Source organism: Streptomyces sp., assembly GCF_035644915.1.
Taxonomy (GTDB): domain Bacteria; phylum Actinomycetota; class Actinomycetes; order Streptomycetales; family Streptomycetaceae; genus Streptomyces.
The window spans coordinates 12,717-28,576 of the sequence record NZ_DASQNP010000266.1 but is presented as its reverse complement, the minus strand read 5'-3'; the positions used below and the strand labels follow the sequence as shown (position 1 = coordinate 28,576).

General features: G+C 73.3%; 10 protein-coding genes. 5 read left to right on the top strand and 5 right to left on the bottom strand.

Annotated features, from left to right (window positions below; all coding sequences use genetic code 11):
• Positions 1-81: 81 nt before the first annotated feature.
• Complete coding sequence (locus VE546_RS27510) at positions 82-2,832, bottom strand: SAM-dependent methyltransferase (protein WP_324927119.1); 2,751 nt, start codon at positions 2,830-2,832, stop codon at positions 82-84.
• Positions 2,833-3,217: 385 nt separating this feature from the next.
• Here VE546_RS27510 and VE546_RS27505 point away from each other — a divergent pair, with 385 nt between their 5' ends.
• Genes VE546_RS27505 through VE546_RS27490 form a run of 4 tightly spaced genes read left to right on the top strand, consistent with a single transcriptional unit; the run spans position 3,218 to position 6,975 of the window.
• The gene (locus VE546_RS27505; protein WP_324927116.1) at positions 3,218-3,820 is read left to right on the top strand and encodes a transcriptional regulator; all 603 of its coding nucleotides are present in this window, start codon (positions 3,218-3,220) and stop codon (positions 3,818-3,820) included.
• Positions 3,817-4,371 (top strand): toxin-antitoxin system, toxin component, encoded by a 555-nt coding sequence (locus VE546_RS27500; protein ID WP_324927112.1) that lies wholly within the window; start codon positions 3,817-3,819, stop codon positions 4,369-4,371. The genes VE546_RS27505 and VE546_RS27500 overlap by 4 nt, the downstream gene beginning before the upstream one ends.
• Before the next feature lies 1 nt (position 4,372).
• Complete coding sequence (locus tag VE546_RS27495; protein ID WP_324927109.1) at positions 4,373-5,560, top strand: DUF6545 domain-containing protein; 1,188 nt, start codon at positions 4,373-4,375, stop codon at positions 5,558-5,560.
• Positions 5,557-6,975: an NAD(P)/FAD-dependent oxidoreductase gene (locus VE546_RS27490; RefSeq protein WP_324927106.1), complete on the top strand. Its 1,419-nt coding sequence runs from the start codon at positions 5,557-5,559 to the stop codon at positions 6,973-6,975. The genes VE546_RS27495 and VE546_RS27490 overlap by 4 nt, the downstream gene beginning before the upstream one ends.
• Before the next feature lie 91 nt (positions 6,976-7,066).
• Here VE546_RS27490 and VE546_RS27485 read toward each other — a convergent pair whose 3' ends face one another.
• Complete coding sequence (locus VE546_RS27485; RefSeq protein WP_324927103.1) at positions 7,067-7,771, bottom strand: CPBP family intramembrane glutamic endopeptidase; 705 nt, start codon at positions 7,769-7,771, stop codon at positions 7,067-7,069.
• 338 nt (positions 7,772-8,109) lie between these two features.
• Between VE546_RS27485 and VE546_RS27480 the strand changes: the two genes are divergently transcribed.
• Entirely contained in the window at positions 8,110-9,555 is a 1,446-nt protein-coding gene (locus tag VE546_RS27480) for a WGR domain-containing protein (RefSeq protein ID WP_324927100.1), read from the top strand.
• A 66-nt stretch (positions 9,556-9,621) separates the two neighbouring features.
• Here the strand turns inward: VE546_RS27480 and VE546_RS27475 are convergent, their stop codons facing one another.
• The 3 genes from VE546_RS27475 to VE546_RS27465 form a co-directional block, all read right to left on the bottom strand.
• Positions 9,622-11,883, bottom strand: a complete 2,262-nt coding sequence (locus VE546_RS27475) for a family 2 encapsulin nanocompartment cargo protein terpene cyclase (protein ID WP_324927096.1) — start codon at positions 11,881-11,883, stop codon at positions 9,622-9,624.
• 37 nt (positions 11,884-11,920) lie between these two features.
• Positions 11,921-13,327 carry a family 2B encapsulin nanocompartment shell protein gene (locus tag VE546_RS27470; RefSeq protein ID WP_324927093.1) on the bottom strand — a complete coding sequence of 469 codons (1,407 nt, stop codon included), beginning with the start codon at positions 13,325-13,327 and terminating at the stop codon, positions 11,921-11,923.
• 408 nt (positions 13,328-13,735) lie between these two features.
• Positions 13,736-15,634 carry a CASTOR/POLLUX-related putative ion channel gene (locus VE546_RS27465; RefSeq protein WP_324927090.1) on the bottom strand — a complete coding sequence of 633 codons (1,899 nt, stop codon included), beginning with the start codon at positions 15,632-15,634 and terminating at the stop codon, positions 13,736-13,738.
• Positions 15,635-15,860: the final 226 nt, after the last annotated feature.

Below are 15,860 nucleotides of genomic sequence, written 5' to 3'. Positions count from 1 at the left end.
GCCGTCACCCTCTCACGTCGGGGGCGGTGCTCCGCTCCTGGTGCCCTGACGGGGCGCCACCGGGTGCCGGTCGGGGCCGGGTCAGGGCTTGCGGCCGACGCCGGCGTACATCAGCACGTCGGTGTCGGCGGGCAGCTCGGCGCCGGGTTCGGGGCGCCAGCGGTGGGGCGGGACGATGCCGGGCTCGACCAGCTCCAGGCCGTCGAACAGGCGGGTGATCTGCTCGCGGTCGCGGTAGGTGGCCGGGAGACCCGCGCGGCAGTAGATCCTCGAGACGCGCCGCGGAATGTCGGTGTCGAAGGCGTCGGTGCCGTGGGTGACGACCAGGTAGCTGCCGGGTGCCATGGGCTCCATCAGCCGCCGCACGATCCCCTGGGGATCCTGACCGTCGTCGATGAAGTGCAGCAGGGCGTTGAGGCTGACCGCGACCGGCCGGCTCAGGTCGAGCGTGACCGTCAGACAGGAGTCGGCGAGGATGCCGCCCGGGTCGGTGGCATCGGCCAGGACGAAGGCGGTGCGCCCCTCGGGAGTGCTTCCGAGGAGGGCGTGGGCGTGGGCGAGGACCACCGGGTCGTGGTCGACGTAGACCACGCGGCACTCCGGGGCGACGGCCTGGGCGATCTCGTGGATGTTGGGCGAGGCGGGCACGCCGGTGCCGATGTCGAGGAACTGGCGGATGCCGGCCTCGGCGGCCAGCCAGCGGGTCGAGCGCTGTACGAAGGCACGGTTGGCCCGCGCGGCGGTTCCCGCGGTGGGGAAGACCGCCATGACCTGGTCGGCCATGTCCCGGTCGCCGGCGTAGTGGTCCTCTCCTCCGAGGAGTGCGTTGTAGATCCGGGCGGTTCCCGGCGGGCCGAGGTGCGTCGTTCCGGGGGCCGGTGCCGTGCTGGGCGAGGCGCGGCCGGACGCGGCGGGCAGGATGCCGGGGGGCAGCGCGCCGTCGATGACCAGCGCGAGCAGCACGTCGTAGCTGCCGTTGCCGTGCTCGCCCAGTCGGCGGTCGAGCACAGCGGCCACTTCGGCCAGGCGGCTGGAGACGGTGTCGCGGTGCACCCCCAGGGCTTCGGCGCACGGCTGCGCACGGCAGTCGTGCTCGACCCAGGTGATCAGCAGTCCCAGTTGGTCGGCACGGAGCGGGGCCAGCAGTTCGGCGGCGTACTCGCGTGCCGCGTCCTGGTCCAGCAGCTCGGCCAGGGTGGGGGCCGTGACCGCCGGTACGGGCGTGGGCGGGTCGGCCAGGTGCAGTGCCAGTTCCAGCACCGCGCGGTGGGCCGGCCGTGTGCGGTCCAGCCCCACCAGTTCCATCACCCGCTCCAGCCGCCGAGCGGCGGCCTCGCGGTGCGTACGGGTTCCGGTCGGGCGGGCGGGCCGGGGCGGTTCGGCGTCGAGCGCCAGGCGGGCGGCGCCGATCAGCTCCTCCCGCTCGGGCTCGGGGAGGGCCAGCAGTGGGGCCAGCAGGCCGGCCGCCCAGGCCCGCGCCGGCGGCGGCAGGCGGTGGGCCAGCGGCGCGGTGCCGGCGTGGACGTGGACGCGGTCGCCTCCGCCGTCCCGGGCCGCGGCGAGGGCCTGGAGCGCGGTGCGGTAGGCGTGGGCGGTCCGGATCCACGGCACCGGCCGGCTGGCTCCCGCCGCACGGTGGGGGCGGGCTTCCACCACCGGCCGCAGCGGCTCGGCCGCCTCCTCCGGGTCGTCGGTGCCGGCGCGGACGGCGATGACGTGGTCCTCCTCGGCCGGGGCCGCCACCAGTGCCCGCCGGCCCAGGGCGGCGTCGATCTCGGCGGCGAGGGCGGCCCGGTCCTCACCGGGTGCGCACTGCACCACGTACACCTGGCAGACGTCCGCGTCGAGCAGTTCCGGCAGCAGCGGCTCCAGCGCGGTCGCGGCCTGCGTCGTCTCACCGGCCATCAGGTGGCGCCACGCGCTGGTGCGCAGGGCCGTCTCGCCGCGCCGGAGGCGGCGTTCCCGCGTCCTCAGTGTCAGGGGGTGCTGGAGGAGGGCCACTTGTCCCGCGGCCTGGGCGACGAGCGCGCTGTGGTGGCGGGGCCAGGGAGTCTCGCGCACCGCGGCGAGGATCCGGTGCGGTGCCTCGGCTCCGATCGGGTGCAGCAGTACGTGGTGGCCGCCGGTCTCCAGGGCCGCGCTCCGCATCCGTCCGGCGGCGACCTTCTCCAGCACGGTCCCGGGCAGGTCCGCCCGTCCCCGGCCGCCCCGGCCGGGGAGCACGGTGACGCGGCTGGAGGTCTGGGCGCCCAGCCAGTGCAGCAGCGGTCCCGGCCCCTTGCCCTGCCGGTTCAGCCGGGCCGAGAGTTCCAGCAGCCGGTCACGCTGCTCGATGCTGTCGCGCAGCGCTTCGGCGAGGCGTTGGAGCAGCAGCCCCAGGAGTTCGGGGGCCGTGCACGGACGGGTGGGCACCAGCAGCGGTAAACCCGTCCGGCGCGCGGCTTCGGCCAGGGCGGGGACCGCCGGGCCGGGGCCATGGGGAGAGGCGACGGCCACTGCCACGGCCCCGGCCCGTGCCAGGGTCCGCAGTGCCGGCTGCGGGCCGTCGGGAAGCCGGCCGTCGGCGGCCGGGAGGACGAACAGCGTTTCCCGGGGCCGTCCTGCCGCCTTCCGCGGTCGCCAGCGGTCGTCGCACGCTTCCACCTGTTCGATCACCCGCACCGGGGCGTGCTCGTCCTGCGGTTCCCGCGGCCCGGTGGCGGGCCGGACGGCAACCGGTCCGGTCGGTCTGCGGGATCCGGCGCACTCCGCGGGCGCGGGACACTGCCCGTCTGCCTCGACGGTGCGGAGCAGGGCGTCGGCTCCGGTGGTCAGCTCATCCAGCGTGAGCATCTCCGGCTCCCGTTGTCGGCATGGATGGTGCGGTCCTCCTCTGCGGCGCCGTCTCCGGAGGACACGGTGGTGTCGGTCGGCCGGTTCGCCGGGCGGCACGCCGCAGAGGGCCGGTCGGCCGTGCGGAGGAGGCGGTGCGTCGCCGCGTGCGCGGGCGGTGGTTCCGTGCCCGGATCTTGCTACGCCCCTGACCGGAATGTCAACGACCGTTTCTGTTCGAGAAACGATAGTTTTCATCGGTTCCCCTGGTCACAGGGCACATGGCAACCTCGGCTCCCGACAACGATCGTTGCCCCTTGGGAAGGGGCCGTTTCGAGCGATGGTCCCGGTCACGGACGGGCCGTAATCTCGGTGCGACCAAACGACCATCATCTGGAGGGCATCGGTGACCGAGACCGACCCCTACGCCCCCCTGCACGGCATCCTGAGACGCCTGGACACGCTCCTGGAGAGGAGAGGACTCACCCGCGAGGACGTCGTGGATCCGGACGAGCTGTCAGCCGCCACCGGTCTGGCCACGACGGAGATCCGCACCCTCCTCAGGGGTGGGAGGCCGCGGGAACGGACGCTGGGGGAGTTCGTCCCCCGACGGGTGAACTTCCTCTACAAGAGGCTCCTCGCGGCCAGCGGGAGGAGGCCGGCCGACATCGTCGGCGAGGTGGCGGCCGCCCTGAACGCGACCAGCGTCTGGGCTCGCAGCCTGCTCCAGGGCGACAAACTCCCCAACGTGCCGCACCTCACGGCGCTGGCGGAGTACTTCCGGGTACCGGTGACGTTCTTCACCGACTCCGCTCCCGTCGCCCTGGCCCGGGAACTCAGGCCGATCGTCAGCCGGTTGGAGGAGCCCGATCCCCTGGCCACCCTCATGGAGCGGTTCGGCATCCAGAGGGTCCACGCCCGCACCGACGGCCCCATCACACCGAGCCAGAAGGCGGCCATCGCCGCCTTCCTCGAGGTTGTGCTCAGCAGGGAGGGGTCGCAGCGGTGAGCACGTGGAGCATGAGGCGGGCGGCGAGGAAGCTCGCCGACTCCGCCACCGCACGGCTCAGCGGGCCGGTGCCCTCCCGCCGGCTGTGCGAGGAGCTGTGCCGCACGATGAGCGAACTGCGCGGCGGGCGGCCCGTCGAGTTGAGCTTCGTCGAGTTTCCCCCCGACACGGCCACCGGTCTGGTCCTGGTCCACGAGGACCACGACAGGATCCTCGTGGACCGCCGCACGACCGGAGTGCAGCAGGTGGTCGTCACCGGGCACGAGCTGCGGCACCTGACGCAACCCGACCACCACCGCTATGTGGACGGCGCTGCCGCCGCCGCCCGGTTGCTGAGCGAGGCCGACGACCCGGAACGCGCCTGGAACGAGGTGCTGCACGCCGCGGCGCGCAGCCACTCCCAGGACCCCTGCGAACGCGATGCCGAGAACTTCGGCCTGACCCTGGGCGGCAGGCTCCTGCCCTGGGTGGCCGGTGACGCACAGGACTCCGACCCCGGGCCGTACGACGGACTCCTGGGGCGGATACAGACGTCCCTCGGACCGCGTTGAGATGGACTCCTTCGAGGACTACATCGACTACCGCTGGCCGGCGGCCCTCCTGGCCACCGCCCTGGGGGCGAAGCTCCTCGCCCGGTCGAAGCCCTGGACGAACCCGCTGCTGCGGGCGGTCGTCGGCCTGCTGGTGCTGGCCGTCGCGGTGTGCGTGTTCGTGACGCCGGGGATGATCGTCCGGGTCAACCGGGTCACCGGCGTGCCGAACCTCGCCGCGCCGTGGGTCTACACCCTCCTCACCGCGCTCAGCTTCGCCTGCCTGCTGCTGATCATCGCGTGGCAGCGCGGCATGGAGAAGGCCCGGGGCACGGTGCGGTGGATGACCGTCGCCTACGCGGCGGTCGCCATCGCGCTGTGGGTGCTGTTCGTGCTCGCGGACACCGGGACCGAGCGGGTCAGGGACTTCGACACCTACTACGCCACCACCCCGTACGCCCGCGAGTTGATCGTGCTCTACCTGCTGGCCCACACCGCCGCCGGAGCGGTCGCCTCCCTCCTGATCTGGGGCTGGCTGGTCTCCAGGGAGCACGCGGTGCGGAGTTGGCTGCTGGGCGGGCTGCTCCTGCTGGGCACCGGCTACGTGGCCAACCTGGTGTTCGACGCGTTCAAACTGACCGCGGTGACGGCCCGCTGGGCCGGCCACGACCTGGACTGGTGCAGCACCAAGGCGGCCCCGGCCGCCGGGGCGCTCAGCGCCATCCTCATCGGCCTGGGCTTCCTCCTCCCCCATGTGGGCGAGGACTTCCGCCGCCGGCGGGCGGCCAGGGCCACCTACCGGCGGCTGGAGCCGCTGCACCGGCTGCTGGGCGGGACCGGTGCTTCCACCGGCTCCTCCTCCACCCGCTGGGCGAACGCCTACCTCGCCCTGGCCCGCCGGGACACGCGCATCCGCGACGGCATCCTGAGGCTGGAGCCGTACCTGGACCGGGAGTTGTGGGAAAGAGCCCGTGAGGAAACCTTCCGCCACGGTGCCGCGGGCAAGGACGCGGACGGCATCGCCGGCGCTGTCGTCCTCACCGCGGCGCTCGGCGCCCGCGGGACCTCCCCGCCCCGGGACGACGCCCTGGACCCCCGGAAGCTCCTCAGCGCCATCCACGCCATCGCCGACGCCCTGCGGCATCCCGGCATCATCGAGAAGGTCCGCCGCCAGTGCGCGGCCAGTACAGGAAGCACCCACACCTCATGACCGAAGACCGCACCGGCCCGGCGAGATCCGCGATCGTCTGCGGCGGCGGCCTGGCCGGAGTCCTCACGGCCCGCGCCCTGGCCGAGCACGCACAGGTCACCGTCGTCGAGCGCGACGTCCTGCCCGAGGGGCCCGAGCAGCGCAGGGGGGTGCCCCAGGCGCGACACGTCCACCTGCTGTGGTCCGGTGGCGCCCGCGCGATCGAGGAGCTGGCGCCGGGGACCATCGCCAAGCTGCGGGCACACGGCGCCCGTCAGGTGCCCGTCCCCCGGGACCTGGTCGCCCTCTCCCCGCGGGGGTGGATTCCCCGCGGGACCGAATCGTGTCACATGATCCTGTGCAGCCGTCCCCTGCTGGACTTCGTCGTCCGGCAGCAGGTCCTCGCCCATCCCCGCATCACCGTCGTGGAGGAGGCCGCCGTCCTGGGCCTGACCGGCGACCGGCGCGCGGTCACCGGGGTCCGCATCCGCCGGACGGACGGCACCGAGGACCGGCTCACCGCCGATCTGGTCATCGACACCACCGGCCGCGGCTCGCGGGCCTCCGTCTGGCTGGAGGAACTCGGCCTGCCCGCGCCGGCCCAGCGGATCATCGACCCCGGCGTCGTCTACGCCAGCCGTCTCTTCCAGGCCCCCGAGCGGGCCCGGAACGGCTTCCCGGCGGTCGTCATCCAGCCCGACCCGCGCGCCGAGGGCCCCGGCCAGTCCGGTGCCATCATCCCGATCGAGAACGGGCACTGGCTGGTGACGCTCTCCGGCACCCGGGAAGGACAGCCCACCGGTGACGCGGAGGACTTCATACCGTTCGCCCTGGGCCTGCGCCACCCCGTCATCGGCCGGCTGCTCGCCGACGCCACCCCCCTGTCCGACGTGACCGTCACCCGCAGCACCGCCAACCGCCGCACCTACTACGAACGGACCCGGCACCTGCCCGAGGGATTCGCGGCCGTCGGCGACGCCCTGGCCACCTACAACCCGGTCTACGGGCACGGCATGTCCGTTGCCGCCCAGAGCGCGGTCGTCCTGCGCGATGTGATCGCCCGGTACGGCTGGAAGCCCGGCCTGGCCCGGCGCATCCGGAAGGCGGTGGCCCGGCCGGCCGGCGCGGCCTGGGACCTGGCCGTCGACCAGGACGTCTTCTACCCCGGAGCCACGGAACACGGTCCCACCCTCAGGGACCGGGTGGTGGCCGCCTACGTCGGCCGCCTGCTGTACGCCTCGACCGGCAATGCCAGGGCCGCCCGCGCCGTCACCCGCGTCACCTCCCTGGAACGCGGCGCGCACACCCTCCTGCGTCCCGGCGTCCTCCTCGCCGCACTGCGCGGGCCGCTCCGGCCGCCGCTCGACGGACCGCCCCTGACCGACGAGGAACTGGGCACCGCCGCGGCCTCCTCCCCCACCGGCGCGGCGGACTGACCCGCCGGCAGCCCCGGCTCCGGCCCCGGAACGGCGGCGCCCCCTTCGCGAGGAAGGGGGCGCCGCCGTCCGGCCGGGCGCGGTCTTCGCGTCAGCGGCCCACGGCCCAGGCGAGCGCGTAGCCCGCGCTGTTGAGGGCGCAGTGCACGGCCATCGGCGGGATCAGGCTGCCGGAGCGGCGCCGGAGTTCGCACAGGAGCACGCCGGCGAGGGCCGTTCCGGCGACGGCCGCCGCCACGGAGAGGGCGACCCCGGTGCGCCCGGTGCCGAAGAGCGCCCCGACGGCCGCGTTGGCCCGGGTCAGGCCGCGCGAGGGCTGGATGTGCCAGAGCCCGAAGAGCAGCGAGGAGACGGCGGTGGCCGCCGCGGCGCCCCAGCGCCGTTCGAGCATGGCCCACAGGACGCCGCGGAAGCCGATCTCCTCCAGCAGCACCGTGCCGAGCGGTACGCGCACCAGCGCACGGTGCGCCAGCTCGCCGGGCGACAGTGCCGACGCGCGCTCGTCGTCGAAGAACTCCCGGGTGAACGGAATCGCCAGCCCGGCCAGGAAGACGGCCAGGACGGCCCCGGCCAGGAGCAGCCCCCAGCGCAGGCCGCGGCGCGCCGTGGCCCGGCCGAGTCCCAGGGCGTCCCAGTCGAGGCCGGAGCGGCGGGCGATCAGCAGGAGCAGGGCGGCCGCGGTCACGCAGACCGGCACGTACAGGGCGGGACCGAGCCGGTGGGTGAGCGTGTTCGCGGCCGCCAGCACGACGACGGCCAGGAGCAGGAAGGGCATGGTGGCACCAGGATCACGCATGCGCGGAGATCCCCGGGCGCGGCGCGCCCGCGCCCGTCCCACCCACCCCCCTGAAGGCCCGCTGCCCGGCGCGAGGCGGGAACGGCATCGCCGTGGCCACCGGAAGGCGCCGGGGCGGAACGACCAGGCGCACACCGGTCGAGGCAGAGCGGGGCCTCATCCAGTGCTGCGGGACCGAGGGGCCGGGGGCAGTGACCCGGGGCGGCCCGTGCCCGCCAGGCGGCGCAGCGGCTCTGTCAGTGCCCGGCCCTAAGGTCTTCCGTGTCACCAAGGCCCGCCGCGTGCCGGTCCGTTGAGCCTGGTGTCCTCCCCGCCTGCTGTCTGGAGAAGGGTCTGCCATGCCTGCTGCCACCGAGTCGACGACCTACCTGGAGCTGTCCGAGGACGGCGGGGGCGCGCATAAGTTCTACGAGGTACGGCACGCCGGCACCGAGCTGACCATCTCCTTCGGGCGGATCGGCGAGCGGGGACAGACCCGCACCACCAGCTACGCGACGCCGGAGAAGGCCGCGGCCGCCGCTGCCCGCAAGATCGGCGAGAAGGTCCGCAAGGGGTACGCCCCGGCCGTGCGGGGGGTGCGCCAGCGCCGCCCGGTCACCCGGCGCGAGATCGTCAGCAGCCGTTCCACGGCCCGGCAGGCGCCCGTGCTGTGGCGGTTCCGCTCCGGGGCACCGGCCTTCGGCATCTTCGTCGACGACGACCACGCCTGGGTCGGCAACCAGAACGGCGACGTGTTCACCCTCACCCACGACGGCGAGGTCACCGGCCGGTTCGGCCTGCCCGACGGCGTCAAGTGCATCGTCGCCGACGACTACTGGATCTACGCCGGATGCGACGACGGCCGCGTCTACGATCTGGGCGGCAAGGTGCCCCACGTCGCCTATGAGATAGCCGCCGACGTCGACATCTACTGGCTGGACATCCACGACGGGCTCCTGGGCGTCTCCGACGCCCAGGGCGGGGTGACCACCATCGACGACGAGGACGAGTTCCAGTGGCGCCGCCCGGGCCCGGGCAGCCATGCCTGGATGGTCCGCTGCGACGGAGACGGCGTCTACCACGGCGACTCGCGCGGCGTGGCCCGGTACGCGGCGCGGGACGGGGCCCCGCTGTGGTCGACCCCCACCCAGGGCCCGGTGCTGTTCGGCTGGCAGGAGGCCGACGAGGTCTTCGCCGGCACCGGCCGGGGCTGGGTCTACCGCCTGGCCAAGGACGACGGCGCGGTGCGGGCCCGCTACCGGTGCGACGCCGCGGTGTTCTCCTGCGCCGCCTCGCCCGACGGCCGCTACGTCTTCGCCGGTGACAACCACTCCTCCGTCTACTGCTTCGCCGCCGACGGCACCCGCCTGTGGAAACTGGGCACCGGCTGCGGCTCGGCCTACTCCATGCAGTACCGCGACGAGCGGCTCTACCTGGTCACCACCGACGGCTCGCTCGCCTGCATCGACGCCGGCGAGCGAGCGATCGGCGAGGCCGAGGACGGGCGGCTGCCCCGCACGGCCGACATCAAGGCCACCGGCTGGGAGCGCGTCACGCCCTCCCACGAGGTGCAGACGGTCCGTGCCGGCTCCACCACGCCGGTGGACGGCGTGGTCCTGGAGTGCGTCCAGGAAGGCTCGCGCACCCGCGTGCGCGTGGTCTCCCCCGGCTACGATCCCACCTGGCGCGTGCAGTTCCCCAAGGACATCCGCGTCCCCGGCGCCCGCTACCTCGTCCCCGAGGTCCGCGTGGCCGCCCGGGGCGGCTTCTACCGGGCCCGCGGAGAGATCAAGCGCCTGCTGTGAACCACGGCGCGGCGGACGCGGAGCCGGTGCGCCCGGCCGGCTCCGCGTCCGGTTGTCGGACGCGGGTCACATACGGGACCGGCCCGTCCGGCCGAGCACCGCCGCGAGGCGGGCCGTCTCGGTGCCCAGTCCGGTGGGGCCGTAGGAGGTGCGCGGCGGCGTCTCCACGGGGCGGCGCAGTTCGGACTCCGTGTAGCGGCGGCACCCGCGGTGCCAGGTGAGGATCCCGGCCATCCAGTTCTGGAGTTCGCGCACCTGGCCGGTGAGCGCGGCGCGGACCTCGGCGTCGAGGTCCAGTTCCTCGAACATCGCCGGGAGTTCGGCGGAGACGACGCGTTCGAACTCGCGCATCCGGGAGTTCACCAGGTCGGCGACGATGCCCAGGGCCTCCGTGGAGCCGCAGCCGAAGAAGTTCCGGACGACGAGCACGCAGTTGTGGATCTCGCCCTCGAACTCGATCTCCTTCCGGTAGGAGAACAGGTCGTTGAGCAGGCCCGCGTAGTCGCCCGCCGCGTTCTGCATCGCCTGGACCGGACGGGCCCGGTACACCTCCGGGGGCACGGCCCTACCGAGGGACAGCCGGGAGAGGGACATCGTGAACTCCGCCCCGAAGGTCTTGCGACGCATCTCGATGTAGTCGACCGGATCGGGAATGCGGTTCTCCCAGTGGTTGGCGAGTTCCCACAGCCAGCTTCCGGTCATCTCCTCGATGGCGTCGCGGAAGGCCCGGCGCGCGTCCACGGTCATCGGGGACGCCGTGCGGAACCAGAGGTCGGCGAGCCCCCGCTCCAGTGCGCTGGCCGGGACGGGAATGTCGGCGGACTCCACCGGCATGAAGGCCGACAGCCGTTCGGTGCACGCCCTGGCCCCGAGCACGTCGAAGGTGCGTCCGAAGACGGCCGGGTAGTAGTCGTCCCCGTAGGTGCCCCAGGTGAGCCAGCCCGTGGTCAGGTCGAGTTGCTCCTCCGAGGCGTCCGGGTGGATGCCGGCCGCGCAGAGGGCCAGGTCGAAGGCCCTGAGCTTGTGCTCGTCCCAGATGCCGGCGTCGGGGGTGCCGGGCGGGGCGCCCACCATTCCCACCCGGTGCGCCCATTCCACGACACGTTCGCGGGAGCGGTCCAGGTGGGGGTTGAGCCGGGTGGTGTACGGCATGCGCAGTTCCGGGATCCGCACCGGCCCCACCTCCTGGTACGGCAGGTGTGCGTGGCGCCCCAGTCTGGCCGGCGCCGTGGCCGCCAGCGAGCCGACGATGCGGGCGGCTGCGGTGCCCAGGCCGGTGGGCCCGCCGGGAAGGACCGTCCTTCCCGGCCGGGGGCCGGCGGGATCGCCGGCCGTACCGCCGTTCATGTACCGGCTGGAACGCAGGTGCCATTCGTGGCCGCCCGACTGCCAGTCCTGGAGCCCTTTGACGTACGCCAGGACGTCCGCGCAGGACTTCGGGTCCAGACCGTGTTCCGCGAACAGCGGCGGCAGTTCGGTGAGGACGGTGTGTTCGAACTGCTGCAGCCGGGAGGTGATCAGGTCGTTGACGGCGTCGGCCGCCTGCTGGGTGTCGCAGCCGAGGAACCGTTCGAAGACCAGGACGCCGTTGGAGAGTTCGCCCTCGTCCTCGACCTCGCGCTGGTAGGAGAAGAGGTCGTTGCGCAGGTGCACGGCGTCGGCGAAGGCGTCCCTGAGCACCCGCATCGGGCGGTCGGCCGCGACGGCGTCGGGCACCTCGGCGCCCACGGCGTACTCCACGAGGCCGGCGGACCAGGGCGCACCGCCGACCTTGCGGCGCATCTCGATGTACTCCAGGGGGTTGGCGACCCGGCCCGCGCTGATGTTGGAGAGTTCCCACATGCTCTCCTCCAGCAGGTGCCGCGTGGTCTCGGCGAACCGCCGGCGCCACCCCTGCGACATCGCCGGAACCGTGCGGGCCCACAGGTCGGCCAGTCCTCGTTCCACCGCGTTCTCCGGGACCTCGGAGACCGTGTCGCCGGGCCGTGTCGGCATGAAGGCGAGCAGCCGGTCGAGGTACGCCCTGGCCCCGGCCGAGTCCCGGGTGCGTTTGAAGCGCTCCAGGAAGTGGTCGTCGAAGAAGAACACCCAGACGTACCAGTCGGTCACCGTGGCGAGTTCCGCGGCCGGTGCGTCCGGGTGGGTGTAGGCGCAGAGCAGTGCGTAGTCGTGGGAGTCGTAGTCGTCCTCGTCCCAGACGCCCGACCCCTCGATCATCCCCATCCGCCGGGCCCACCCCTTGGAGTGTTCCCGCGCCACCTCCAGGTGGGGATTCAGCCTCGCCGGGTACGGCTCGTAGAAGTCCGGCAGTTCGAAGGGCTGCGGCATCCGCGTCTCTCCTCCCCTGTGTCCTCCCCGTCCGCCGTCAGTCCCGTCCGCGGGAGATCTCGACGTTCTCCAGGACTCCGAGGGCGTCCGGCACCAGGACGGCGGCCGAGTAGTAGGTGGTGACGAGGTAGGAGATGATCGCCTTCTCGTCGATGCCCATGAACCGCACGGACAGGCCGGGTTCGTACTCGTCGGGGATCCCCGTCTGGTGGAGGCCGATGACGCCCTGGTCCTCCTCTCCGGTGCGCATGACGATGATGGAGCTGGTGCGCTCCTTGGTGATGGGGATCTTGTTGCAGGGCAGGATGGGCACGCCGCGCCAGGCCGGGACGTGGTTGCCGAAGAGGTCCACGTGGTCCGGGTAGAGGCCGCGGGCGTTCAGTTCGCGGCCGATGGCGGCGATGGTGCGCGGGTGGGCGAAGAAGAACTTCGAGCCGCGCCGGCGGCTGAGCAGCTCGTCGAGGTCGTCCGGGGTGGGCGGGCCGGAGTGGGTCTGGATCCGCTGGTTGTACTCGGCGTTGTGGAGCAGTCCGAACTCCCGGTTGTTGATCATCTCGTGCTCCTGCCGCTCGCGCAGTGCCTCGATGGTCAGCCGCAACTGCTGCTCGGTCTGGTTCATCGGCTTGTTGTAGAGGTCGGCCACCCGGGTGTGCACCCGCAGCACCGTCTGGGCGACGCTGAGTTCGTACTCGCGCGGGTTGAGTTCGTAGTCGACGAACGTGCCGGGCAGTTCGGCCTCGCCGGAGTGGCCGGACGCCACGGCGATCTCCGCTTCGCCCCGGTCGTTCTGCCGCTGCCGGGGCAGGGCGGCGAAGGCCTCCACGTGCTCCCGGAGCACGGGCGAGTTGTCCAGGAGGGAGGTGAACTCCCGGCGCGGCAGGATCAGCAGCGTGCCGGCGGTGACCGCCTTGAGCGTGTACTCCCAGGTCGCGTCCTCGCTGAGCAGGCTCTGTTCGCCGAAGTGGTCGCCGTCGCCGAGCACTCCCAGCCGCGTGGGCTCTCCGTACGCCCCGCTGCCGGTCTTCTGCACCTTGCCGTGCGCGAGCAGGTAGATGTGGTCGACGGGGGTGCCCTCCTCGGCGAGCACCTCCCCCGCCTCGAAGTCCCGCTGGGCGAAGCGACCGGCCAGCTCCGTCAGCACGTCCACGTCCTCGAAGCCGCGCAGCACGGCGAGTTCGCCGAGTTCGCGCGGGATGACCTGCACCCGTGAGCCGGTCTTCACGAATTCGATGCGGCCGTCCCCGACCGTGTAGGTGAGGCGCCGGTTGACCCGGTAGACACCGCCCTCGGTCTGCACCCAGGGCAGCACCTTGAGCAGCCACCGGGAGGTGATGCCCTGCATCTGCGGAACGGACTTGGTGGTGGTGGCGAGGTTCCGCGCGGCGGCGGTGCTGAGGCTGAGCTGCTGGTCCTGCTGCGCTTCGTTGGCTGCCTCTACCGGCATCGGCCGTGTCTCCTCTACGTGGGGCGCGTGGTGTTTCGTCGTGTTGCGGAAACCGCGCCCGGGCGTCGGACACGGGATCTGCGGCGATCGACCAGCACGCTAGGACCCGCCCCGGGGGGCGGGACAGGGTTACCGGACCCTTGTCACCGGATCGGATGTTCCTGGCCCGTCCGTGTTTGGAACTCCCCTGACTTGTATAGGGCGTTACCCCGCCGGGCCCGCGGCGACGGCTCGGCGGCGGCGAGGCCGCGGGGCCGCGAGGGCACCGCCGAGAACGCACGGCGCTGACCGCTCCGCCCGCCTGCCCTCGTCCCCGCCGGCTCCGCCCCGCACCACGGTCGCTCCGAGTCCTCGCGGGCGCGCGGGGCCCGCGGCGCGGCCCTGTCACGGCGGTCGCGGGGATCGCCGTCACGACTCGGCGATCACGATGATCCGGTCCTCGGCGTCCCAGCGCCGGACCCGTGCCTTGTCCGGGTTGATCCTGACGCCGTAGTGCGGGCCGGTCGCCGGACGGGCGTGGGCGCGGTATCCGATGGCGCACTCCCCCTTGCGCAGCGCGGACTCCACGACGGCGGCGAAGGGGGCATCGCGCCCGGTCCGGACGTACGCACCGGCCGGCCGGAGGTGGATCTCCTGGCCTTCCGGGGAGAACAGCTCGTGGAAGACGCCGGCCAGGTGCCGGTTCTGGGAGATCTGCGTCATGAGCAGACCGATCAGCTTGCCGCTGACGATGCAGTCGGCTCCGGCCCTGACCGGGGCGAGCACCCGGTTGCGGTCGTCGGTCATCTCGGTGACGACCGACAGCTCGCATCCGGCGGCGCGCTCGACCTCCCGCAGGAGCAGCAGAGTGGCCAGGGTGCGGTCGTCGGGGTCGCCGTACTCCTGGCCGGGACCGGCACCGGAGGCGAGGACGATGACGCTGTCGTACGACGGCGCGTCAAGCCCGTGCACCGTGGCGGGACAGGTCGTGTCGCCCGGCCGGAAGGTGACGGACAGGCCGGGCCAGATGGCGGCCGCGACCTCCTCCACGGCGCCGGCCGTCGCCCCGTCGTCGGCGGCGACCACGTCGAGGACCGAGCCGGGCGGTGCGTACCGGCTGAGCTGACCGGCGATCAGGGCGGCCCGGCGGTTCCAGCCCAGGAGGAGGATCCGTTCGGGGCGGGACACCGGTGGCGGACCGTGGACGATCAGCGCCTCGTCGACCGGCGCGGGACGGTCGGCCGGGACGGCGGTGTCGTCGTCGCGGGTGATGACGAGCAGCCGGTCCCCCTCCGTGACGACGGTGTGCGCGGGCGGGTTCAGCGCGAACGTGCCGTCGGCCCGCTGCAGGCCCACGGCGCACGAGGTGCCGTACGCGCGCACGGCATCGCCGAACGTCCGGCCCGTCAGCGCCGGTTCGGTGACGGTGTAGAACTCGTCTCCCGCGAAGTCGAGCAGTTCCCGGTGGACCAGCCACACGCCGGGCTGGCGGGCGGACTGCGCGATGAGCCGGGCGGCGATGTCGTCGGTCTCCAGGATCCGTCCCCGCGGCCCGGCCGCCAGCGTGGCCGCCGTCCGGTGGCGTGCGGTGCGGACCGCGGCCACGACACAGGCCCCGTCCCCGGTGCCGCCCGCCGCCTCGAGCGCCAGCAGGGTCTTGATCACCTCGGTGTCGCCGGACGGCTCGTCGCGGGGCAGGACCAGGATCGCGGCGGCGGTGCCCGGGCTCATCCGGGCCAGCACGACCGGGTCGGTGGCGGGGCCGCTGCGGCAGATCAGGCGGGTGCGGCCGACGGCACCCACATGGGTGCGCAGCTCCTCCTCCATCTGCGTCTTGTCCCGGTCGGCGAGGACGGCGATGGCCGCGCGCCGCTGGTTGGCGTTGGCGGTGATCAGCTCCGACACCACCGTGTACACCTGCTCGGACCAGCCCAGCACCACCGCGTGCCCGGTCTCCAGCACCGTCGAGCGGCCCAGGCGCAGTGCGGCGAGCCGCTCCTGCAGTGCGGCGGTGATCAGACTCACCAGCGTCGACACGTAGAGGAGCGCGACGAGGGCGAGCAGCACCGACAGCAGTACGCGCAGCGGAGGCCCCACCGTCCCGCCCAGGCGGAGGGTCTCGCCGGTGTACCGCCACACCGCGCCCAGTTTCCCCGGGAGGGAGGCGGGCGCGGTGCTGTCCGTCCACACCAGTACGGTGCTCACGGGCACCACGACGGCGAGGCAGGCAGCCGCGAGCCACCCGATCAGGGCGGTCACGCCGCGCGCCATCGTGGTGTCGAACCAGTACCGGATCCGAGGCCCCGCCGGCGTCCGCCGATGCTCCATGTGCTCCCCCATCGCTCGGGCCCGGCACGTTCCGCACCGCACGCCCGTCACGGTCCGCCGTCCCCGCTCGGCGAGTGGTCGCACACTCCCCCGGGTACGGGCGATCAGCAGCCTGCCGTCCGGGCGGACAGGGGCGCAGCGCTTCCCGTGCGGTTCACCCCTTCGGAGGAGACGGGCCGTTCGGAAGCACCGCCGGGCTCCGCGCCGGCCCTGCCTGCCCGTCCGG

Bases quoted from the DNA above. Each gene is read 5' to 3' on its own strand.
- VE546_RS27470 (WP_324927093.1), bottom strand. From the start codon at position 13,327: ATGCCGGTAGAGGCAGCCAACGAAGCGCAGCAGGACCAGCAGCTCAGC.
- VE546_RS27490 (WP_324927106.1), top strand. From the start codon at position 5,557: ATGACCGAAGACCGCACCGGCCCGGCGAGATCCGCGATCGTCTGCGGC.
- VE546_RS27465 (WP_324927090.1), bottom strand. From the start codon at position 15,634: ATGGAGCATCGGCGGACGCCGGCGGGGCCTCGGATCCGGTACTGGTTC.
- VE546_RS27510 (WP_324927119.1), bottom strand. From the start codon at position 2,832: ATGCTCACGCTGGATGAGCTGACCACCGGAGCCGACGCCCTGCTCCGC.
- VE546_RS27485 (WP_324927103.1), bottom strand. From the start codon at position 7,771: ATGCGTGATCCTGGTGCCACCATGCCCTTCCTGCTCCTGGCCGTCGTC.
- VE546_RS27480 (WP_324927100.1), top strand. From the start codon at position 8,110: ATGCCTGCTGCCACCGAGTCGACGACCTACCTGGAGCTGTCCGAGGAC.
- VE546_RS27495 (WP_324927109.1), top strand. From the start codon at position 4,373: ATGGACTCCTTCGAGGACTACATCGACTACCGCTGGCCGGCGGCCCTC.
- VE546_RS27475 (WP_324927096.1), bottom strand. From the start codon at position 11,883: ATGCCGCAGCCCTTCGAACTGCCGGACTTCTACGAGCCGTACCCGGCG.